This is a genomic window from Nonomuraea solani, assembly GCF_900108335.1.
Taxonomy (GTDB): Bacteria; Actinomycetota; Actinomycetes; order Streptosporangiales; family Streptosporangiaceae; genus Nonomuraea; species Nonomuraea solani.
On the sequence record NZ_FNVT01000046.1, the window covers coordinates 1 to 20,457 of the forward strand.

Below are 20,457 nucleotides of genomic sequence, written 5' to 3' on the forward strand. Positions count from 1 at the left end.
CGTGCACCGACCAGGGTGAGATGGCGCTGGGCAAGAACCTGCTCGTGGCGTTCATGCCGTGGGAGGGTCACAACTACGAAGACGCGATCATCCTGTCCCAGCGGCTGGTCCAGGACGACGTCCTTTCCTCGATCCACATCGAGGAGCACGAGGTCGACGCCCGTGACACCAAGCTGGGCCCGGAAGAGATCACCCGCGACATCCCCAACGTCTCCGAAGAGGTCCTGGCCGACCTCGACGAGCGGGGCATCATCCGGATCGGCGCCGAGGTGGTTCCCGGCGACATCCTGGTCGGCAAGGTCACGCCCAAGGGCGAGACCGAGCTGACCCCGGAGGAGCGGCTGCTGCGCGCGATCTTCGGTGAGAAGGCCCGCGAAGTCCGTGACACCTCGCTGAAGGTGCCGCACGGCGAGCAGGGCAAGGTCATCCACGTACGCGTCTTCTCCCGCGAGGAGGGCGACGAGCTTCCCCCCGGTGTCAACGAGCTGGTCCGCGTCTACGTGGCCCAGAAGCGTAAGATCACCGACGGTGACAAGCTCGCCGGCCGCCACGGCAACAAGGGCGTCATCTCCAAGATCCTGCCGGTCGAGGACATGCCCTTCCTTGAGGACGGCACCCCGGTCGACATCATCCTCAACCCGCTGGGCGTGCCCGGCCGGATGAACGTCGGCCAGGTGCTCGAAATGCACCTGGGATGGATCGCCGCGCGCGGCTGGGACATCTCCGGCGTCCGGGAGGCGTGGGCCGAGCGGCTGCGGGAGAAGGGTCTCGACAAGGTCGCCCCGCGTACCAACATGGCCACGCCGGTCTTCGACGGCGCTCACGAGGAGGAGATCGTCGGCCTGCTCGACAGCACCGTGCCCAACCGTGACGGTGACCAGCTCGTGCAGCGCGGCGGCAAGGCCCGGCTGTTCGACGGCCGTAGCGGTGAGCCGTTCCCGTATCCGATCGCGGTCGGCTACGTCTACATCCTCAAGCTGCTCCACCTGGTCGACGACAAGATCCACGCGCGTTCGACCGGCCCGTACTCCATGATCACCCAGCAGCCGCTCGGAGGTAAGGCCCAGTTCGGTGGGCAGCGCTTCGGTGAGATGGAGGTGTGGGCGCTGGAGGCCTATGGCGCCGCCTACGCCCTGCAGGAGCTGCTGACCATCAAGTCCGACGACGTTCTCGGCCGGGTGAAGGTCTACGAGGCCATCGTCAAGGGCGAGAACATTCCCGAGCCGGGCATCCCGGAGTCCTTCAAGGTCCTCATCAAGGAAATGCAGTCGCTGTGCCTGAACGTCGAGGTGCTCTCCAGCGACGGCATGTCCATCGAGATGCGTGACACCGACGAGGACGTCTTCCGCGCCGCGGAGGAGCTCGGTATCGATCTGTCCCGGCGTGAGCCGAGCAGCGTCGAAGAAATCTGATCCTCACCCACCGCGACCCGCGAGTATCGACCGATACTCGCGGGTCGCGGCGTGTGCGTGCTGCTTACGGGCATCGGGCCGCCGCCAGGCGCGGCTCGTCATGGGCGGGCTTTTCTGCACACGATCCGCACGTCTCGCCCGCAGGGTTCTGCACACGGCCGTGCGAGCATGCCGGACGTGTCCAGATATATGGTGATCGCCTTATTGGCGCTGCTGATGACGGGTTGCGGCACGGCGGCGAAGACCGCTCCCGAGGTCGCCGGATATGTCAGGGCCTATCTACAGGCGCACCCGGACGTCAAGCGGGTGGCGAAGCAGGGGGCCCAGAGTGCCACCGTGGTCACCAAGGGGCAGGACCTGGACATTTCCGCTGACCTGAGCGAAGGGTTGAGCGGGCGGCTCATCCGGACGAGCGGTGGCGCGTACATGCGGATGCTGGGGGAGGAGGTGGCGCCGGGCAAGGCCTGGGACAAGATCACCGACGAGCACGAGCCGTACCACCTGCTCGGCATCGACGCGGTGGCCGGCCAGGGCCTGGCGCTGGTGAACAGCCACCACGTGCACGAGATGCTGGCCGTGCGGGGACAGGTGAGCGGCCCCGCGGACGATGGCGGGCTCGACCGTTACACGGTCGCCATCGACGTGCGGGCGGCACTCGACCGGTTGGATCTCGGCGCGTTCCTGGAGGTGTACGACCCGCTGCCGTTCCTGCAGGAGACCGAGGACGAGTACGGGCGGGTGCGGGCCGGCGATCGGGCGGCGCAGGCGAGGTTGCGCGGCGAGTTGCTCAAAGAGTTCGGCGCGCGGGCCACATACGAACTCTGGCTCGACGGCCAGGGGCGGCCGATGCGGCAACGCCTGACCGCGAAGGCGCCTGCGGAGATCACTTTCTCCGATTGGGGCACGACGGCTGTGGCCGCTCCTCCGGCCGATCAGGTCCGGGTGCTGGGGAAGTGACTCCGCTGAACATCGCGACTCCTGACCCGATGTCCCCTGTTCGTCACGCTGCGGACGCTCCTGTGCCGGCACGCCGACCTGGTTAAGCGCTATGGAGAATTCGAGATGGCGATGGCGGTCAGCGCGAAACCGTTCCGCACCGTCCACCGGCCTGCGAACTCCGCGGGTGCGGTGGGGACCTGCCGGAGCAGCCGTACGGTGAAGGTCGAGTCTTGCTGAAAGGTGATGTCAGCGTCGCTGAAGCCCAGTTTGACGTGGCTCACCGGATACCACGCCTTGAAGATGCTTTCCTTCGCGCTGAACAGCAAGCGGTCCCAGTGAATGCCGTCCCGCGTTCCGAGACCGGTGAGACGCCGCTCCTCGGCGGGCAGCACGATCGCTTCAAGAACTCCGCCGGGCAGCGGGGCGTGGGGTTCCGCGTCAACCCCCAACGTGTGAAGGTCCCGGCTCCGGGCGACGGCCGCGGCGTAGTAGCCCGCGCAGTGGGTCATGCTTCCGACGACCCCGCCCGGCCACAGCGGCTCGCCGCGCGGCCCGGGGAGCAGGGCGACGGGTGGCAGGCCCAGGCCCGCCATGGCCTGGCGGGCGCACCGGCGTACGGCGGCGAATTCCCGGCGCCGCTTCGGCACCGCGTTCCGCACGACCTCCGCCTCTTCCGGGAACAGCACATCCGGGGAGACGTCGTCGCTCCGCGTGCTCACGCAGGACACCAGGTCCGGCAGAATGCCCTCGATCATGCGACCCCCGCTCCGGCGGATGGCGGGCTCTGCCGCAGCAGGCCGATGGAGGTCTCTTCGAACCGCGCGCCGTCGTGCCAGGTCGTACGAGGAATGTGGAGGCGGCCATGGACGACGGCCTCCGGCCGGAAGCGGGCCTCGCCGGGCGGTTGGACCGGGTCCTCGCGCGGAGTCGAGAGCTCGTGATCGTCAGACGTCCGGATCACCCGCTCGAACCGTTCCGCGAGCGGCCGGAGCGCCCACGCCACGTCGTCGCTGACTCACGCATGGCTGTCTTGAGCCGTCGCGGAATAGGGGAGCAGGAGTTCGGTGAGGACGTTCACGACCTCGGGCAGGCGGTCCTCCAGGAAGAAGTGGCCGCCGGCGAACACACGGAGGTCGAATTCGGCCGTCGTGTGCGCCTGCCAGGCACGCGCCTCGTCGATGGTGGTGCGCGGGTCATGGTCGCCCACCAGCGCCGTGATCGGGCAGGCGACGACCGAGTTCGGTGCTGCCTGATAGGTCTCCACGGCCTGATAGTCCGCGCGCAGGACCGGCATGATCATTTCGACCAGTTCCGGATCCTGGAGGAAGGTCGGATCGGTTCCGCTGAGCAGCCGCAACTCCTTCGCCACACCGGCGTCATCCCGCAGATGGACGGTCTCGACCCGGGTCGTGGAGGGCGCCCTGCGGCCAGAGGTGACCAGCATCCCGGGGCTCCGGACGCCGCGCCGCGACAGGGAAAGGGCCAGTTCGAACGCGACCAGCGCTCCCATGCTGTGGCCGAGCAGGACGTACGGCCGGTCCTGCCGGTCGGCCAGCACTTCGGCCAGGGCCTCCGCAAGCGCGCGAACGTCGGTGAAGGCGGGTTCCCGCCGCCGCTCCTGGCGTCCTGGATACTGTGCGGCCCACACCTCGGCCCAGGACGGCAACGCGGCGGACAGCCGGAAGAACCCACTCGCCGACCCACCGGCGTGCGGAAGACATATGAGGCGGACGTCGGCGCCGTCGTGGTGGAACGATTTGAACCATTGATCGAAGGAGCCCGTCAATTCCAACCCCAATCTCGAACGGTCTTACATGGGGGACCGTACTGGACGTGACGCGTGCGCAGAACCCCTGAGAGGGTAATCCGGCGACCCCTTGACGAGAGTGGTCACCCCGATGCCGACCCCTACTTTCTTTTCGAGGAGATGGGGATGTTCTGCGGAGAGCGTATGATTCCGTGCTACAAGGATTGATAAAGCTCTATGTGCATCCGGTGGGCGCCTGTCCGCCCGTGATCGGGGGCTTGGTGAGAACATGAAGGAAGGGGCTCTGGGAGGCGGCGGCCTTCAGGTGGTCGCTGCCACGGTCCCCTGATTCCAGCGGCGGTGGAGGCCTGCGCACGATGCCGGGGTCAGCGGCGGCGGGCCGACCGGCATACCCGTGACCCAACCCCTAAGAACCCCTATATCGCGGCCGTCGCGGTCCGCCGAATCCCGGATATCCATATCTGGCCAGGGCGAGTTATGGTGCCCAATGGGATCGGGGTGGTCATCCTACGCCGGGGACGGCCGCATTCACACCCCCCGAGAGCACACGTCCCTTCGGGAATCGGAGAAGTTAGATGGTGAGTCTCACGCCGATCGTGGACAGCGCGGTCGACACCACATCCAACGATCCCGGGCTCGCCGGTTTCCGGCCGAGAATCCTCGGCAGAGGAATTGCTCGACGAATTCCGGGTGACGGACCTTTTGCACGCCGCCATTCAAAGGCATTGTCCGACGTTGCCGCCGGGCGGACGAGCTCACCGCCGGTGACCCGTGGCGCCAAGAGGTGAGCATCGGCCCGCTCATCGGCATCGGGCGGCTCAAGCGGGTCAGTGACATCGTGGCCGATTCGGTGGCGGGCGGGGCACGGATACCGGCCGGCGAGACGCACCGGGACCAGTTCCGGGCGGTATGTCCGGCGTTCTGAGCTACTCCGGGACCTTTCGAAGGTGATGAGATGACAGCTGTCCAGATAAACGCGTCGTTCACTCCCGAGCTGGATGCGCCCGAAAAGTGGGACGTGGCCGAGAGCGAGCCGGAACCGGACGCGCGAGCCGCCGTCCGCGGCCTCCGCGAACGACGTGAGCAGGCCCGGCGCGGCCCGAGCGACCGCGCCACCGAACAGCAGCGCGCGCGGGGCAAGCTGACCGTCCGCGAGCGCATCGCCCTGCTCTTCGACGAAGGCGAGTTCACCGAGATCGACGGGCTGCGGCGGCACCGGGCCAGCGGCTTCGGCCTTGAGGACCGCCGTCCCTATACCGATGGGGTCGTGACGGGGTGGGGGCCGGTGCACGGGCGCACGGTCTTCGTCTACGCGCACGACTTCAGGATCTTCGGCGGTGCGCTGGGCGAGGCGCACGCGGCGAAGATCCACAAGCTGATGGATCTGGCCGAGGCCGCGGGCGCCCCGATCGTCGGGCTGTGTGACGGTGCGGGGGCCCGCATCCAGGAGGGCGTCTCCGCGCTCGCCGGATATGGCGGGATCTTCCAGCGCAATGTCCGCAACTCCGGGGTCATCCCGCAGATCAGCGTCATGCTCGGCCCCTGCGCCGGCGGCGCCGCCTATTCCCCCGCGCTGACCGACTTCGTCTTCATGATCCGCAACACCTCGCAGATGTTCATCACCGGGCCCGACGTGATCCAGTCCGTCACCGGCGAGATCATCAGCCACGACGATCTCGGCGGCGCCGACGTGCACGCCACGACCTCGGGCGTCGCGGCCTTCGTCCACGATGACGAGGCCGAGTGCCTGGAGGAGGTCCGCTACCTCCTGTCGCTCCTGCCGTCGAACAATCGTGAGCAGCCCCCGGCGCTGCCGCCCGGCGATCCGGTGGACCGCCCCACCGACCGGCTCCTCGACCTCGTCCCCGCTGACCCTCGCCGCTCGTACGACATGCGCGACGTGATCGAGGAGATCGTGGACGACGGCGACTTCACCGAGGTGCACGAGCGGTGGGCGGAGAACCTCATCTGCGGCCTGGCCCGGCTCGGCGGCCAGGTCACCGGGATCGTCGCCAACCAGCCGGCCAGGCTCGCCGGCGTCCTCGACATCGAGGCCAGCGAGAAGGGCGCGCGGTTCGTCGCGATGTGCGACGCGTTCAACATCCCGCTGGTGACGCTCGTCGACGTGCCGGGATTCCTGCCCGGGGTCGGCCAGGAACACGGCGGGATCATCCGGCACGGCGCGAAGCTGCTGTACGCCTACTGCAACGCGACCGTGCCCAGGATCCAGGTGATCCTGCGCAAGGCGTACGGCGGCGCGTACATCGTCATGGACTCCCGGTCGGTCGGGGCGGACCTGTCCTTCGCCTGGCCGACCAACGAGATCGCGGTGATGGGCGCGGAGGGCGCCGCGAACGTCATCTTCCGGCGGGAGATCGCGGGCGCGGAGGACCCGGAGCGGGTGCGCCGTCGCCGGGTCGCCGAGTACCGGGAGCAGCTCATGCACCCCTACTACGCCGCCGAACGGGGTCTCGTGGACGACGTCATCGAGCCCGGCGAGACCCGGGCCCGGCTCGTCGGGGCCCTGTCCATGCTCAGGGCCAAGAACGCCTCCCTGCCCAGCCGCAAGCACGGGAACCAGCCGCAGTGAACCCATCACCCGCCGAGCCCCCGGCGATCCAGGTCGTCCGGGGCAATCCGGACCCCTACGAATTGGCCGCGCTCACCGTCGTCCTCGCCACGGCCCTGGCCGCCGGCGTCTCCGAGGCCGGCGACCGGCCAGACAGCGTGTCCAGCCGATGGGACGCGCCGCTCCTCTCGGTCCCCACCCGCTCATGGGCGGCCCGGTCCCATCCCGCGTGGCGGCCACCTTTTTGAGCCCACATCCCTTTTGAGCCCACATCGCACACAGGCATGACAGAAAGGAGGCTGCGGTGGCGCTGCACAAGGTTCTCGTCGCCAACCGCGGCGAGATAGCCGTGCGGGTGATCCGCGCCTGCCGCGACGCCGGGATCGCGAGCGTCGCCGTGTACGCCGAACCAGATCGCGACGCCGTTCACGTCCGAGCCGCCGACGAGGCGTTCGCCCTGGGCGGCGACACTCCGGCGGCCAGCTACCTGGACGCCGCCAAGGTGCTCAGGGCCGCCGCCGACTCCGGTGCCGACGCGATCCACCCAGGTTACGGATTCCTCTCCGAGAACGGAGACTTCGCCCAGGCGGTACTGGACACCGGGCTGGTCTGGATCGGGCCGCCACCGCAGGCGATCCGTGACCTGGGCGACAAGGTCGCGGCCCGCCGGATCGCCGAGCGGGCCGGGGCGCCGCTGGTCGACGGCAGCCCCGGTCCGGTGGCCGACGCCGCGGAGGCGATGGCGTTCGCCGAGCGGCACGGGCTGCCCATCGCCATCAAGGCCGCGTTCGGCGGCGGCGGGCGCGGTCTGAAGGTGGCGCGGACCATGGAGGAGGTGCCCGCGCTCTTCGAGTCCGCCACGAGGGAGGCCGTCGCCGCCTTCGGGCGGGGCGAATGCTTCGTGGAGCGCTATCTCGACCGGGCGCGGCACGTGGAGACGCAGTGCCTGGCCGACGTTCACGGCAACGTCGTCGTAATCTCCACGCGCGACTGCTCCCTCCAACGGCGTCACCAGAAGCTCGTCGAAGAGGCTCCGGCCCCTTTTCTGAGAAAAGAGCAGATCCGGCGACTGTACGACGCCTCGAAGGCCATCCTCCGGGAGGCCGGGTACATCGGCGCGGGCACCGTGGAGTTCCTTGTCGGCGCGGACGGGACGACATCGTTCCTGGAGGTCAACACCCGGCTCCAGGTGGAACACCCGGTCACCGAGGAGGTGACCGGCATCGACCTCGTACTCGAGCAACTGCGCATCGCCGACGGCGAGGCCCTCGGCTACGGCGATCCCGAGGCGCGCGGGCACTCTCTGGAGTTCCGCGTCAACGGAGAGGACCCCGGCCGGAGCTTCCTGCCGGCTCCCGGGGTGGTGACCGCCTTCGTCCCGCCGTCGGGCCCGGGAGTACGGCTGGACTCCGGGGTGGAGAGCGGCAGCGTGATCGGACCGGCCTGGGACCCGCTCCTGGCCAAGCTGATCATCACCGGCGCCACCCGCGAGCAGGCGCTACGGCGCGCGGCGCGGGCGCTGGCCGAGTTCCGGGTCGAGGGGATGGCCACCACGCTTCCCTTCCATCGGGCCGTGGTGGCGGATCCGTCCTTCGCCCCGGAGCTGCAGGGCTGGGCGGAACCCTTCTCCGTCCACACCCGATGGATCGAGACCGAGTTCGTCAACACCGTCCCGCCGTTCGCCGGCCCGGAGGCGGGTCCTGCCGGCCAGGGCGAACGGGGGACCGTCGTGGTGGAGGTGGACGGGCGTCGCCTGGAGGTCTCGGTGCCGGCCGGCCTCGGTCTCCGCCCGGCGCGACCGGCCACCGTACGGCCCAGACGGCGGGACCTCAGGAAGACCGCGACCGCGGAGTCCGGCGAGACGCTCGTCGCGCCGATGCAGGGCACGGTCGTGAAGGTCGCCGTGGAGGAGGGCCAGTTCGTCCAGGAGGGTGACCTCGTGGTCGTCCTGGAGGCGATGAAGATGGAGCAGCCGCTCACCGCGCACAGGACCGGCACGGTTCGCGACCTCGCCGTCGAGGTCGGGGCCTCGGTCGGGACGGGCTTCGCCGTGTGCGCCATTCCCGGGGGAGCCGACGTTGCGCGTCCGGTATGACAAGCGCGGGAGCGTGGTGTACGGCCGGACGGTCGGGGTGGGGTCACGGCTCATGGTCGCCCGGAGCCCCCACTGCCAGGGCGAACCGATCGCTAATCGCGAGGCCGATTCATGTTACTCGCACCACAACCACCGGTTGTCCCATCTGACTCGCCTAGGAGGGGAAATAGGGGGGCCGTTAGGGGTCGAAGGGTGATCTATCAACATATACTGCCGTCATGTTGTCCGGTTCACCGACAATTGGCGATGTCATCAATACGTACAGTCACGAGGCTCCCGTCGCCCCCGAGGATCGTCCTCCGCTTCTGACTCCACCCTGACGGACCAGCTGAAGAGTGGACCTCTGATACTTCGGGGAAATATCGCACACTATGCCTTTACTTCAGCACGAAATGCTGGAGGACGAGGATTGCGGGGGCACGCACGTGCGGGAGAGAGACAGCAAGGAAACGGGGCGTATGACCTGGGCGCGCGAGCGCGCTCGGCGAGACGGGGACGTACGGGGATCGAGGCTTGCCCCACACCGTCGTGACGGAACCGGGTGGGCGCGGCGCGCCGACGAGGGGACCATGACGTCGGCGGCATGCCTCATAGCCGAGATGAAGCTCGCGGCGGCCACGCCGGAGTCGCCGCCGGAACGGCGGGCGGCCCGCCTCGGCCCGCCACGCATCATTCGCGACGGCCATGCCGCGCGCCAGCATCCCGACGCCAGAACTTGGGCGGCCGATTACTTTCGTTTCCCTTGCCTGTCACCCTGCCCCGTAAACCCTTCTCTCGGACGAAGCACGCCGAGGGGATCGCTGAAACCCGCTGGAAAGAGAAAGTAACTGATCGAGAACGACGACTAGGGTGAGGCATGGGCCATGCAGCTCATCGAACGTGCAGAGGCACTGGCAAGCTTCCGTAGCCTTATGGAGAAGGCGTTGGGCGGGACCGGCGGGGTCATGTTGATGACCGGTTCCGGCGCCATGGGTAAGAGTGCGTTACTGCAGGCCTGCGCCAACGAGGCCGGCGCGGCCGGGTTCCTTGTGATGAAGAGCGCCGGGTCGCGTGCGGAGCGAATGTTCCCCTTGGGGACTCTCGGACAGTTGTTTCGTTCTGTCGAACTTCCTCCGGAGTTCGCCGACGAGGTGGAGCAGACGCTCGTTCCCGAACCGATCAACGGGATCTCCGGAGTGCCCGACCCGGTGGTGCTCGGGCAGAATCTCACGCATGTCGCGGCGCGGCTGTGCGAAGTCCTCGTGGTGCTCACCAAACGACAGCCGATCCTGCTGTCCGTCGACGACGTGCACAACGCGGACGGCCCGAGCCTGCAGGCCCTGCTCTACATCCAGCGGCGCATGGCGAACGCTCCGCTGCTGCTGGCCGTGACCTCGTTGTCGCAGCGTCGTTCGGTGAACTCCCTGTTCAGCGCCGAGCTCACCGGGCAGCCCAACTGCGTTCAGGCGCGGGTCGCCGGGTTGTCGCCGGCGGGGGTGGAGGAACTTCTCCGCGACACCGTGGGCAGCGAGCCCGCCGCCCGCCTGGCTCCGGAGTATCACCGGCTGAGTGGCGGGAACCCGCTCCTCCTGCACGCCATGGTGCAGGACTACTGGGATGTGGCGCAGGGTGGCTGGTCGCCGGAGGGCACCCAGCCGGGCGTCGGCCGCCATCTCCACCAAGCGGTGCTGTCCTGCCTGCATCGATGGGATCCGCGGATCCTGGACGCGGCCCGCGGCGTCGCCCTGCTCGGGCGCTCGGCCAGTACCGGCTCGGTGGCGCAACTGCTCGGCGTGAAGCCCGCGTACGTGCTCCCCGCGCTGGAGGTCCTGGACGGGGCGGGGTTGCTGCGCGGATGCCAGTTCCGGCATCCGACGATGCGCAAGGTCGTCCTCCGTGATCTGAGCCCGGACCGGCAGTCCGTCATGTACATGCGGGCGGCGCGGATCATGTATCAGCTCGGCGCCGAGCTCGGCGACATCGCCGACCACCTGCTGACCTCCAGCCCGGCCACTCCGGCCGAAGCGGAGCCGTGGATGGTGGCGGTGCTGCGCGAGGCCGCCCAGGCGGCGCTCGTGCACGACGACCAGGACCGGGCGATCAGTTGCCTGGAGCTGGCCCGGCTCATCTGCGACGACGAAGCGACGAGAGCGGCGATGCTGACCGAGCTGGCCCGGGTGAACTGGTGCCATCGGCCCGCCGCCGCGCTGCGCTTCCTGGCCCCGCTGGAGGACGCGTTCGGGCGCGGCCAGCTCGCCGCCGCGGACGCCCGCGCCCTCAGCAGGTATCTGCTGTGGCACGGCCGGACCCGCCGTGCGGCCGGGATCTACGACTGGGCGGCGCCCTCGCCCGGCACCCCGTCCCGGGGGCACTCCCGGCTCTGCTTCACCCGGGAATGGGTGCGGTTGATCTTTCCCACCATGTTCGTCGGGGGCGAGGCGGACGGGCCGGCGCATGAGGACGGCGCGGCCGGCCGGGAGTTCTCGATGAGCAACCTGCTGCTGGGCAAGGCCGAGGAGGACATCGTCGGCGCCGCCCAGGAGTTGCTGGAAAGCTGCAACCTGGCCGAGGCGGAGCTGGAGGCGGTCTTCGGCGCGCTGTTCACCCTGGCCCACACGGGCCGTTACCAGGAGGCGGTGCGGTGGTGCGAGTCGCTCGGCACCGAGGGGGCGGCGCGCGGGTTTCCGCGGTGGACGGCCGCCCTCGCCGGGATCCGGTCGTGGCTGGCCGTGCAGCACGGCGAGCTGGGCGAGGCCCGGCGGTACGCGCGGCAGGCTCTGGGCGGGATGTCGCGGACGGGCTGGGGCGTGGTCCTCGGGCTGCCGCTGACGGTGCTGCTGCGGGCCACCGTCGCCATGGGAGACCTGGACGAGGCGGCGGAGATCATCAAGCGCGGGGTTCCCGACGACATGGCGCGAACCACGCTGTGGCCGCTCTTCCTGCAGGCCAGAGGCGACTACTATCTCGCCACGAACCGTACGCGGGCGGCGTTGAGCGACTTTCACGAGTGCGGTGAGCTTCTGCGCGAGTGGGACCTCGACATTCCCGCGCTCGTGGACTGGCGTTGCGCGATCGCCCGGACGTACCTGCAGATAGGCGCGGTCGAGGAGGCCCGGCAGAAGATCACGGAGCAGTTGTCCATACCCGGCGGCACCCATCCGCGGGTGCACGGCCGGGCGTTGCGGCTGCTGGCGTCGGTCACCGAGCTGCGGCAGCGGCCGGGGAGGCTGCAGGAGGCGATGTCACTGCTGCAACGCTCCGGCGACCTGCTGGAGCTCGGCTGGGCGTACGCGGACCTCAGCGACGCCTACCAGGAGCTCGGCGACATCACCCGGGCGCGGCTGATGGCCCGGCGGGCCAAGCAGATCGCCAAGGCGTGCGAGGCCGGCCCGCTGTCCGCGCGGGTACAGCCGCGCGAGGAGGACAGCGGCGGAGACCTGGGTGAGGCGGCCGCGCTCAGCGACGCCGAGCGCCGCGTCGCCGCGCTGGCCGCGTTCGGCTACACCAACAGGGAGATCAGCGAGCGCCTGTTCATCACGGTCAGCACAGTGGAGCAGCACCTCACCCGGGTGTATCGGAAGCTCAACGTGAAGCGGCGCGCCGACCTGCCGACCGAGCTGTCGCTGGGCGTACGGGATTCGTCGAAACAGACGTATCCCGTATGACGCGTCGCGTCGCGTGTCCAACGGGGTGCTGATCACGCGCTCATCCAGGACCTCGAGGAGTGGCCGGCGTCACTCAGCAGTGTGTCGAACGCCAGGGGCTGCGGTTCCGGCAGAAGGGCGACCAGCAGGCTGATCTTTCTGATCATGGCCGGGGAGTATTCACGCACCGGGGTGATCTCCACCTCGGTCAGGTCCCAAGGGCCGAGCAGTTCTTCCGCGCGCTGTGCGGCCAGCACCGGATCCAGCCCGTACCAGAGGATGAGCGAGGTCAGCAAATCGCGGCCGGTCCAATGGTCTGGGATGTCCGAGATGTCAACGAGGTTGGACGGCGCGGTGATGGACGAAAGCGGCTTTTGGAACACAGGAGTCCCCCGAATCAGCTCAACTGTTGTTCACCAAAGATGCGGTGCCAAGTGCCTCGCGTATCGGGCGCGGATCGCTCCCGCGCCGATGGATCGGGGGCTGGCGGAGAAGCACGCGCAGCCCGTCGGTCAGGTCGGTCACGGACACCAGGTCGGGGCTGACCAGCCATTGCGCCATCAGCCCTTGGAGCAGGGTGAGATAGAGCCGGCCCACCGCGCGTGCGGACTCCTCGTCGAGCGACTCGTCCGTGCCGAGCAGCTTGGCCAGCCCCTCAGGGGCGGCGGCTGACGCGAGCGCGATGCCGAGTCTCTCCCGCAGGTCCGGCGCATGCTCGGCGCAGGTGAGCGCCTCGAAGCTGGCGGCCAGCAGCGGACGGTTCTCCTTGAAACTGTCGACGATCTGGATCCAGGTCTTCTCGAAGCCCTCCAGCGGGTCGGCCGGGTCGGAGTAGACGGTGACCTGCCACAGGTCGGTCCAGTCTTGGGCCATCTCGATGAGGGCCTCGCGGAGCAGCGCCTCCTTGGAGCCGAAGTGGTAGCCGATGGAGGCGAGGTTGGCCCCTGAGGCGGCGCTGATGTGCCGGGCGGTGGTGTGCGCGTAACCGCGCTCCACGATGCACCGCTTCGCGCCCTCGAGGAGCTGCTCTCGTTGTCCCATGATGACGATCATAGCATCATTCATACGTCCGTCCTAGACGCTTGTATGATTCCAGGCATGGCGCAGATGAATCCCCCCACCGCGGGACCTCGCGAGTGGCTCGGCCTCGCTGTCCTCACTCTCCCCGTGATCTTGCTGTCCAACTCGATCACCATCCTGTTCCTCGCGGTCCCCTGGATCACCGAGGGACTCAGGCCCAGCGGTGCCGAACTGCTGTGGATCATGGACATCTACACGTTCGTGCTGGCCGGGCTACTGATGCCGATGGGCGCATTGGGCGACCGGATCGGCCGTCGGCGGGTGCTGCTGGGGGGCGCGGTGGTCTTCGGACTCGGCTCGCTCGCCGCGGCTTTCGCCACCTCGCCCGAGTTGCTGATCGCCGCGCGGGCGCTGCTGGGCATCGGCGCCGCCACGCTGATGCCGTCCACGCTGGCGCTCATCCGGACGCTGTTCCAGGATCCCGGGCAACGCAAAATGGCGGTGGGCGTCTGGACCGCCGGCTCGTCGGGAGGTGTGGTGCTGGGGCCGCCGCTGGGCGGTTTCCTGCTGGAATACTTCTCCTGGGGCTCCGTCTTCCTGATCAACGTGCCGTTCATGGTGCTGCTGCTGATCGCCGGGGTGATATTGCTGCCGGAGTCCCTTGACCCCAGGAAGGGCCGCTTCGACCTGCTCGGTGCGCTGCTGTCGCTGGGCGCGGTGCTGCCTCTGATCTACGGGCTGAAGCAGCTGGCCCTGGAGGAGCCGTCGATCTGGTCGGTCGCCGCCCTCATCGCGGGCGCCGGCTTCGCCCTGGCGTTCGTGCGCCAGCAGCGCCGGCTGGCCGACCCGATGATCGATATCAGCCTCTTCCGGCGGCCGGTCTTCGCGACCTCGGTGGGCGGCTACGCGCTGGTCATGTTCGCTCTCACCGGCGGCACCTATCTCGCCTCGCCGTACCTGCAGCAGGTGCTGATGCTGAGCCCGCTGCCCGCGGCGCTGTGGCAGATGCCCGCAGGGGCCGGGGTGATCGTCGCCGCGGTGGTCGCCGGCTATCTCGCGCAGCGGGTCCGGCCCGGTCCGATCTTCGCCGCCGGCCCCCTTCTCATGGCCGCCGGCCTGCTGATCATGTCGCAGGTCCAGGTGGACTCCGGGCTGGCGGTGCTGGTGCCGGGGATGATCCTGGTGGGCGCGGGCACCGGGATCGTGGCCACGGTGGCCGTGGACATCGTGCTCGGCAGCGTGCCGCCGGAGCGCTCCGCGCGGGCCTCCGCGCTGTCGGAGACCAGTCTGGAGCTGGGGACCGCGCTGGGCATCGCGCTCATGGGCCTGCTCAGCACCGTCGTCTACAGCCAGACGCTGCTGGACACGATGCCGCAGGGGGTGCCGGAGGCGGAGTCCGCGGCGGCGTCCGAGACCCTTTCCGCGGCGCTCTTGATCGCCGCCGACCTGCCCGGCCAGGTGGGTGCCCAGCTCGCCGAGGCGGCTCGGGCCGCGTTCACCCTCGGTATGCAGGTGCCGCTCTACGTGACCGCGGCGCTCATGCTGGCGCTGACCGCCATCGCGCTGTTCGCGCTGCGCCGGGCCGACATCAAGCAGGCGGAGACCGAGATGCCGGGGGTGGACTGACCTGCGCTGACGTTCAGGTGCGCGGGTTCCCCCTGTCGGCCGCCCCGGCCCCCATACGTGGTTCATCGGGCCGGGGCGAGGTCCATTAGGGGTTGATCTAGGGGGAACGTCCGCCTCTAGCGTGGCGATCGTCGATCCGATCGCAGGCTAGGTGGAGGCACCATGCCCGAAGGCGCCAACCCGGTAGCCGATTACGAGTTGGGACTGCGTCTGCTCAACGCCCGCGCCACACAGCGGGTGCTGGGCAGCCTGGGCGACCCTTTCGCCCTGGTCTTGCGCGGCGCCGACGATCCCTACCCTCTCTACGCCGCGATCCGTGAGCGCGGCCCGATCTACTCCAGCACGACCGGAAGCCGGGTCACCGCGGATCCGGAAGTGATCGCCGAGGTCCTGGCAGACCCGCTGTGGCGGATGTCGAGCCCGGACGGCTCGCCCGTCGCCGAGCAGCCACTGCCCTTCTACGGGTACGGCACGCAGGGCGCCGAGGCCGATGAGCACACGCGGCTGCGCGCCCACTGGCAACCTCTGGTCGACCCGGAGGCGCTGGCCGCCCATCGCAAGACCGTCGAGCGGGAGTGCCTGGCCCGCCTCGACCGGATCACCGGTGACGATCTCATGGCCGGCTACGCCTGGCCGGTGGCGACCGCCGCCACCGGCGCGCTGCTCGGGGTTCCCGCCGCCGCGCTGCCACGTTACGCGGAGTGCTGCGCGGCCGCCGCGGCGCTGCCGGACTCCCTGCTCGCCGCCCAGCCGCTGACCCTGGTCCGCCGGATAGAGGACGCCGTGGCCGGGCTCGACGCGTTGTTCGGCGGGGAGCCCGGAACCCCCGACCGGGCCGTACGGGTGCTGCTGTCCACCACCGCGGTCCCGGCCACCGCCCACCTGGTGGGCAACGCGGTCCACGCGCTGCTGGCCGAGCCCGGGCGGTGGGCGGCACTGTCCCGGGATCCCGGCCTGGCGGAGGCGGCCGTGGCGGAGACGCTACGGTACGACCCGCCGGTGCAGATGGAGATCCGGGTGGCCGCGGCCCCGGTCGAACTGACCGGGACGACCCTGCCGGCGGGCAGCCACCTGGTGATGATCACCGCGGCGGCGGGCCGGGACGCGGCCCGGCACCCGGAGCCGGACGGTTTCCGCCTCGATCGGCAGGCCGAGCCGGAGCCGCTCGCCTTCGCCGGCGGGCTCCACCACCTCCCGGTCGCCCCGCTGGCGCGTGCGCAGGCCGAGGTGGCGCTGCGGATTCTCGCCGAGGCGCGGCCGAACCTGCGGCCGTCCGGCGCGCCGGTGTACCGGCGGCGCGCCCCCGTGGTGCGCGGCCCCGTCGAGCTGCCCGTGCACGGGCTTGGAGAGACCTGATGCGTGTCCTGCTGACCTCGTTCGCCCTCGCCTCGCACTACAACTGCCTGGTGCCGCTCGGCTGGGCGCTGGCCGCCGCCGGACACGAGGTCCGGGTGGCCAGCCAGCCCTCGCTCACCGACGCGATCACCGCCTCGGGACTGACCGCGGTCCCGGTCGGCACCGACATGGTGCTGGAGGAGGTGCGGGAGCGGCCGGCCGCTGCGATGGGCCCGCCCCAGGTGCACGAGGACCGCGACGAGCCGGTCACCTGGGAGCAGGCGCTGGACTTCGACATGGTGATCGCGCCGCTGCTGCTGGCCGCCACCAACAACACGGCGATGGTGGACGAGCTGGTCGGCTTCGCCCGGCGGTGGCGCCCGGACCTGGTGATCTGGGAGCCGTTCACGCTGGCCGGCGCGGTCGCGGCGGAGGCGTGCGGGGCGGTGCACGTCCGGGCATTGTGGGGCCTCGACGTGCTGGGCAGCGCCCGCCGCACCTTCCTGGACCTGCGTGACCGGCAGCCGCGGGCGCACTGGGAGGACCCGGTGGCCGAGTGGCTGACGCTGACCCTGGCGCGGTACTCCCGCCCGTACACCGAGGAGGTGACCACCGGACGGCTCACGATCGACACCACGATGCCGCCGAGCCTGCGGCTGCCGGTCGGGGTGCCGGTGGTGGGCATGCGGACGCTGCCGTACAACGGCCGCTCCGTGATGCCCGACTGGCTGGCCGAGCCTCCCGGCCGCCCCCGCGTCTGCTTCACCCTGGGCGGGACCGGCGGCGACTTCCTGCACGACTGGGCGATGGGCCCGGCCGAGCTGGTGAGAGCGGTGGCCGAGCTGGACGTCGAGGTGGTGGCCACGCTCGACGCCGAGCAGCGCGCCCGCCTGGGAGAGGTGCCGGACAACGTGCGCATCGTCGACTTCGTGCCGATGAACCTGCTGATACCGACCTGCGCGGCGGTGGTGCACCACGGCGGGGCCGGCACGTTCAGCGCCGCGCTCCTCAACGGGGTGCCACAGCTGATGGTCGCCAACACCTGGGACACCCCGGTGAAGGCCAAGCGGCTGGCCGGCTCCGGCGCCGGCCGCTACATCCCGCCGCCGAAGCTCGACCCCCGCGGCTTCCGGGACGCGGTGGCGGAGCTGGTGCACGAGCCCGGCCCGCGGGCCGCCGCCGACCGGCTGCGCAGGGAGATGCTCACGGAGCCCACCCCGGCGGAGCTCGTCCCCCGGCTGGAACGCCTGGTCGCGACGCATCGCGCGGGCAGGTCTGGGGACGAGTCCGGTGCGATACGGGACCTCGGCGTGGCCGAGGGCGCCCTGCGGTGACCGGGGGGCTGAGATGAGTCGACGGCCGACCGCGAAGGGCACCGTGCCGTTCGGGGAGTACCGCACCTGGTATCGGGTGAGCGGTGACCTGTCCGGCGGGCGCCCGCCCCTGGTGGTGCTGCACGGCGGGCCCGGGAGCACGCACGACTACCTGCTGCCGATGTGCGAGCTGAGCGACACCGGCCAGCCGGTGATCCACTACGACCAGCTGGGCAACGGCGGCTCCACCCACCTGCCCGACAAGGGCGCGGACTTCTGGACCGTGCGGCTGTTCCTCGACGAGCTGGACAACCTGCTCGAACGGCTCGGCGTGGCCGGCGGCTACCTGCTCTTCGGCCACTCCTGGGGCGGCATGCTGGGCGCCGCGCACGCCGCGACCCGCCCGCGCGGGCTGCGCGGGCTGGTCATCGCGAACTCGCCGGCCTCGATGACCACCTGGCGCGCGGAGATGGTACGGCTGCGCGCCACGCTCCCGCGCGAGGTGCAGGAGACGCTGGCCCGGCACGAGGCCGCGGGCACCACCGGCACCCGCTCCTACTTCGACGCCATGCGCGTCTTCTTCGACCGGTACGTGTGCCTGGTGAACCCGTGGCCACGGGAGTATCAGGCCTCCTTCATGGAGATGCACAACAACCCGACCGTCTACTACACGATGAACGGGCCGACCGAGTTCCACGTCGTCGGCACGCTGCGCGACTGGTCGGTCGAGGAGTTGCTGCCGTCCATCGAGGCGCCGACCCTGATCATCTCCGGGCGGCACGATGAGGCGACCCCGGAGACCGTGCGCCCGTTCCAAGACCTCATCCCGGACTCCCGCTGGGAGATCCTCGAGAACTCCAGCCACCTCCCGCACCTGGAGGAACCCGACCGGTTCCGGGAAGTGCTGCTGGCCTACCTCGCCACTGTTGACGGGACCCAACCGGGGACCCGCGCAAGCGACGCCACGACAGGGAGTTGACGTGACCCGCATACTGCCCGACCCGAACCCGAGTCCGCGGAAGGGCCGCCCGCGAGCCCTGGTGAGCGGAGTGGCATCCGACTCGCACACCTGGAACCTGGTCTATCTGCAACTGGTCTGCGAGGAAGAGGGCCTGGACGTGGTGAACCTGGGACCGTGCGTCCCGGACGACCTGCTGGTCACCGAGTGCGTGGACCAGCGCCCCGACCTCGTGGTGATCAGCACCGTCAACGGGCACGGCTACCGGGAGGGCCTGCGGGTCGTCCCCAAGCTGCGGGCCCGGCCGGAGCTGACCGGCGTCCCGATCGTGATGGGTGGCCGCCTCGGGGTGACCGGGCGGCGGGAGGACGACCTCGCCGGCGAGCTCACCGCGGCCGGCTGTGACCGGGTCTTCGATCGCGGTCCGGAAGACCTTGATGAGTTCAGGACCCTGGCCGCCGCGGTGGCCTGGACGGCGGACGACGCTGCGGCGCGGACGCCGGCCCAGTTCGGCTGAGCCCGCGGTGGCCGCGGGATTCGGCGATTTCGTGGCCGGCACCGCCGCGAGCGGCGAGCTGGTGGTGCAGCCCCGGATGGGGTTCGGCGACGTGGCGACCATGCGCACCGGGCTGCTCGCCACGAAACGCGCCCGCGCGACCACCGCCGGCACGATCACCGTGGACAGCTACACCCGGGTGGGCGACCTGGACTCGGCGGCCGCGGCGCTGGCCTCCGGCGCCGCGCTCAACGGCTACCCCCTGGTCAGCCATGGCGTCGCGGTCAACAGAGAGCTGCTGCGCGGGGTGCGGGACGCCACCTTTCCCGTGCAGGTGCGGCACGGTTCCGCCAACCCCGGGAAGATCTTCGAGGCGTTGCTGGACGCCGGCCTGGACGCCACCGAGGGCGGCCCGGTCTCCTACTGCCTGCCGTACAGCCGGATCCCGCTGAACCAGGCGGTCGACCACTGGGCCCGCGGCTGCGAGCTGCTGGCCACCCGGGGGCGGGCGGAGGGAAGAGAACCGCACCTGGAGACCTTCGGCGGCTGCGTGCTGGGCCAGCTCTGCCCGCCCGGCCAGCTCGTCGCGCTCAGCGTCCTGGAGGGGCTGTTCTTCCAGGCCCACGGCCTGCGTGACATCTCGCTGAGCTACGCCCAGCAGACCAGCCCGCGGCAGGACGTCGAGGCGGTGCTCGCGTTGCGCGCGCTGGCCGGGGAGTTCCTCGCCGGGGTCCGCTGGCACGTGGTCGTCTACGCGTACATGGGCGTCTACCCCGAGACCCCGCGTGGCGCCGCGTCGCTGCTGGCCGCCGCCGCCGAGCTGGCCGTGCGCACCGGAGCGGAGCGGCTCATCGTCAAGACCGAGGCGGAGTCCCAGCGCATCCCCACGATCAAGGAGAACGTGGCCGCGCTGGAGCTGGCCGGCACGACGGCGCGCGCGGCGCGGCCGGTCGAGCCGCCGCCGAGCAGCACCGACTCACAGGTGTACGCCGAGGCGCGGCGGCTGGTCGAGGCCACCTTGGAGCTGCACCCGGACGTGGGCCGGGCGCTGCTGCGCGCGTTCAAGCTGGGCTACCTGGACATCCCCTACTGCGTGCACCCGGACAACCGGGGGGCGGCGCGCAGCCACATCGACGGCGACGGGGCGCTGCGCTGGGCGGACGTCGGCGCGCTGCCGCTGGACGGCCTGGTGACGCGGCGCCGCTCCCGCCCCGTCGGCTCGGCCGAACTGCTGGACGCGCTCCACTACGTCCAGCGCAGGCACGACGGCCAGGGATGAGCGCCCGCGCATGGGTGGGGGCCG

Annotated in this window: 18 protein-coding genes; 13 read left to right on the forward strand and 5 right to left on the reverse strand. The window is 70.3% G+C overall.

Annotated elements, in window-relative coordinates; all coding sequences use genetic code 11:
• Nucleotides 1-1,412, forward strand: a 1,412-nt coding sequence (locus C4V41_RS59075; RefSeq protein WP_456093871.1) for a DNA-directed RNA polymerase subunit beta, incomplete at its 5' end; no start/stop codon positions are given.
• A gap of 177 nt (nucleotides 1,413-1,589) precedes the next feature.
• Nucleotides 1,590-2,369: a hypothetical protein gene (locus C4V41_RS59080; RefSeq protein ID WP_146104257.1), complete on the forward strand. Its 780-nt coding sequence runs from the start codon at nucleotides 1,590-1,592 to the stop codon at nucleotides 2,367-2,369.
• Between the two features lie 89 nt (nucleotides 2,370-2,458).
• On the opposite strand, the gene C4V41_RS59085 is transcribed toward C4V41_RS59080, so the two are convergent.
• From C4V41_RS59085 to C4V41_RS59095, 3 genes are read right to left on the reverse strand one after another with little or no spacing between them, the layout of a single operon-like run.
• Nucleotides 2,459-3,106 carry a 4'-phosphopantetheinyl transferase family protein gene (locus C4V41_RS59085; protein WP_103964793.1) on the reverse strand — a complete coding sequence of 216 codons (648 nt, stop codon included), beginning with the start codon at nucleotides 3,104-3,106 and terminating at the stop codon, nucleotides 2,459-2,461.
• On the reverse strand, nucleotides 3,103-3,354 hold the full coding sequence (locus C4V41_RS65115) for a hypothetical protein (protein ID WP_235031084.1): 252 nt from the start codon (nucleotides 3,352-3,354) through the stop codon (nucleotides 3,103-3,105). Before C4V41_RS65115 ends, C4V41_RS59085 begins: the two co-directional genes overlap by 4 nt.
• A 12-nt stretch (nucleotides 3,355-3,366) precedes the next feature.
• The gene (locus C4V41_RS59095) at nucleotides 3,367-4,149 is read right to left on the reverse strand and encodes a thioesterase II family protein (RefSeq protein ID WP_200825022.1); all 783 of its coding nucleotides are present in this window, start codon (nucleotides 4,147-4,149) and stop codon (nucleotides 3,367-3,369) included.
• A 694-nt stretch (nucleotides 4,150-4,843) separates the two neighbouring features.
• On the opposite strand from C4V41_RS59095, the gene C4V41_RS61500 reads away from it, so the two are divergent.
• From C4V41_RS61500 to C4V41_RS65730, 5 genes are all read left to right on the forward strand, one after another.
• Entirely contained in the window at nucleotides 4,844-5,044 is a 201-nt protein-coding gene (locus tag C4V41_RS61500; protein WP_146104258.1) for an aldehyde dehydrogenase family protein, read from the forward strand.
• Between the two features lie 93 nt (nucleotides 5,045-5,137).
• Complete coding sequence (locus C4V41_RS59100; protein WP_407670182.1) at nucleotides 5,138-6,709, forward strand: acyl-CoA carboxylase subunit beta; 1,572 nt, start codon at nucleotides 5,138-5,140, stop codon at nucleotides 6,707-6,709.
• Nucleotides 6,706-6,936: an acyl-CoA carboxylase subunit epsilon gene (locus tag C4V41_RS59105; protein WP_103964796.1), complete on the forward strand. Its 231-nt coding sequence runs from the start codon at nucleotides 6,706-6,708 to the stop codon at nucleotides 6,934-6,936. Before C4V41_RS59100 ends, C4V41_RS59105 begins: the two co-directional genes overlap by 4 nt.
• A gap of 62 nt (nucleotides 6,937-6,998) precedes the next feature.
• A complete protein-coding gene (locus tag C4V41_RS59110) occupies nucleotides 6,999-8,783 on the forward strand; it encodes an acetyl/propionyl/methylcrotonyl-CoA carboxylase subunit alpha (RefSeq protein ID WP_103964806.1) in 1,785 nt (594 codons plus the stop codon).
• Nucleotides 8,784-9,646: 863 nt separating this feature from the next.
• Nucleotides 9,647-12,427, forward strand: a complete 2,781-nt coding sequence (locus tag C4V41_RS65730; RefSeq protein ID WP_103964797.1) for an ATP-binding protein — start codon at nucleotides 9,647-9,649, stop codon at nucleotides 12,425-12,427.
• 32 nt (nucleotides 12,428-12,459) lie between these two features.
• Here C4V41_RS65730 and C4V41_RS59120 read toward each other — a convergent pair whose 3' ends face one another.
• Nucleotides 12,460-12,702, reverse strand: coding sequence for a P-loop NTPase family protein (locus tag C4V41_RS59120; protein WP_146104259.1), 243 nt, complete (start codon nucleotides 12,700-12,702; stop codon nucleotides 12,460-12,462).
• A gap of 106 nt (nucleotides 12,703-12,808) precedes the next feature.
• Entirely contained in the window at nucleotides 12,809-13,447 is a 639-nt protein-coding gene (locus tag C4V41_RS59125; RefSeq protein ID WP_103964807.1) for a TetR/AcrR family transcriptional regulator, read from the reverse strand.
• Nucleotides 13,448-13,504: 57 nt separating this feature from the next.
• Here C4V41_RS59125 and C4V41_RS59130 point away from each other — a divergent pair, with 57 nt between their 5' ends.
• From C4V41_RS59130 to C4V41_RS59155, 6 genes are all read left to right on the forward strand, one after another.
• Nucleotides 13,505-15,052: an MFS transporter gene (locus tag C4V41_RS59130; RefSeq protein WP_200825023.1), complete on the forward strand. Its 1,548-nt coding sequence runs from the start codon at nucleotides 13,505-13,507 to the stop codon at nucleotides 15,050-15,052.
• A 162-nt stretch (nucleotides 15,053-15,214) separates the two neighbouring features.
• Nucleotides 15,215-16,408 (forward strand): cytochrome P450 family protein, encoded by a 1,194-nt coding sequence (locus tag C4V41_RS59135; protein WP_103964799.1) that lies wholly within the window; start codon nucleotides 15,215-15,217, stop codon nucleotides 16,406-16,408.
• Nucleotides 16,408-17,721: an activator-dependent family glycosyltransferase gene (locus C4V41_RS59140; protein ID WP_103964800.1), complete on the forward strand. Its 1,314-nt coding sequence runs from the start codon at nucleotides 16,408-16,410 to the stop codon at nucleotides 17,719-17,721. The genes C4V41_RS59135 and C4V41_RS59140 overlap by 1 nt, the downstream gene beginning before the upstream one ends.
• Nucleotides 17,722-17,734: 13 nt before the next feature.
• The gene (locus C4V41_RS59145; protein ID WP_103964801.1) at nucleotides 17,735-18,679 is read left to right on the forward strand and encodes a proline iminopeptidase-family hydrolase; all 945 of its coding nucleotides are present in this window, start codon (nucleotides 17,735-17,737) and stop codon (nucleotides 18,677-18,679) included.
• A 1-nt stretch (nucleotide 18,680) separates the two neighbouring features.
• A complete protein-coding gene (locus C4V41_RS59150; protein ID WP_200825024.1) occupies nucleotides 18,681-19,175 on the forward strand; it encodes a cobalamin B12-binding domain-containing protein in 495 nt (164 codons plus the stop codon).
• Nucleotides 19,176-19,182: 7 nt separating this feature from the next.
• Complete coding sequence (locus tag C4V41_RS59155) at nucleotides 19,183-20,433, forward strand: methylaspartate mutase (protein ID WP_235031086.1); 1,251 nt, start codon at nucleotides 19,183-19,185, stop codon at nucleotides 20,431-20,433.
• The last annotated feature ends 24 nt before the right edge of the window (nucleotides 20,434-20,457 follow it).

What these genes read in the sequence shown, in the direction of transcription:
- C4V41_RS59135 (WP_103964799.1), top strand. Translation starts at nt 15,215, where the DNA reads ATGCCCGAAGGCGCCAACCCGGTAGCCGATTACGAGTTGGGACTGCGT.
- C4V41_RS59140 (WP_103964800.1), top strand. Translation starts at nt 16,408, where the DNA reads ATGCGTGTCCTGCTGACCTCGTTCGCCCTCGCCTCGCACTACAACTGC.
- C4V41_RS59145 (WP_103964801.1), top strand. Translation starts at nt 17,735, where the DNA reads ATGAGTCGACGGCCGACCGCGAAGGGCACCGTGCCGTTCGGGGAGTAC.
- C4V41_RS59085 (WP_103964793.1), bottom strand. Translation starts at nt 3,106, where the DNA reads ATGATCGAGGGCATTCTGCCGGACCTGGTGTCCTGCGTGAGCACGCGG.
- C4V41_RS59125 (WP_103964807.1), bottom strand. Translation starts at nt 13,447, where the DNA reads ATGGGACAACGAGAGCAGCTCCTCGAGGGCGCGAAGCGGTGCATCGTG.
- C4V41_RS59130 (WP_200825023.1), top strand. Translation starts at nt 13,505, where the DNA reads ATGGCGCAGATGAATCCCCCCACCGCGGGACCTCGCGAGTGGCTCGGC.
- C4V41_RS65730 (WP_103964797.1), top strand. Translation starts at nt 9,647, where the DNA reads ATGCAGCTCATCGAACGTGCAGAGGCACTGGCAAGCTTCCGTAGCCTT.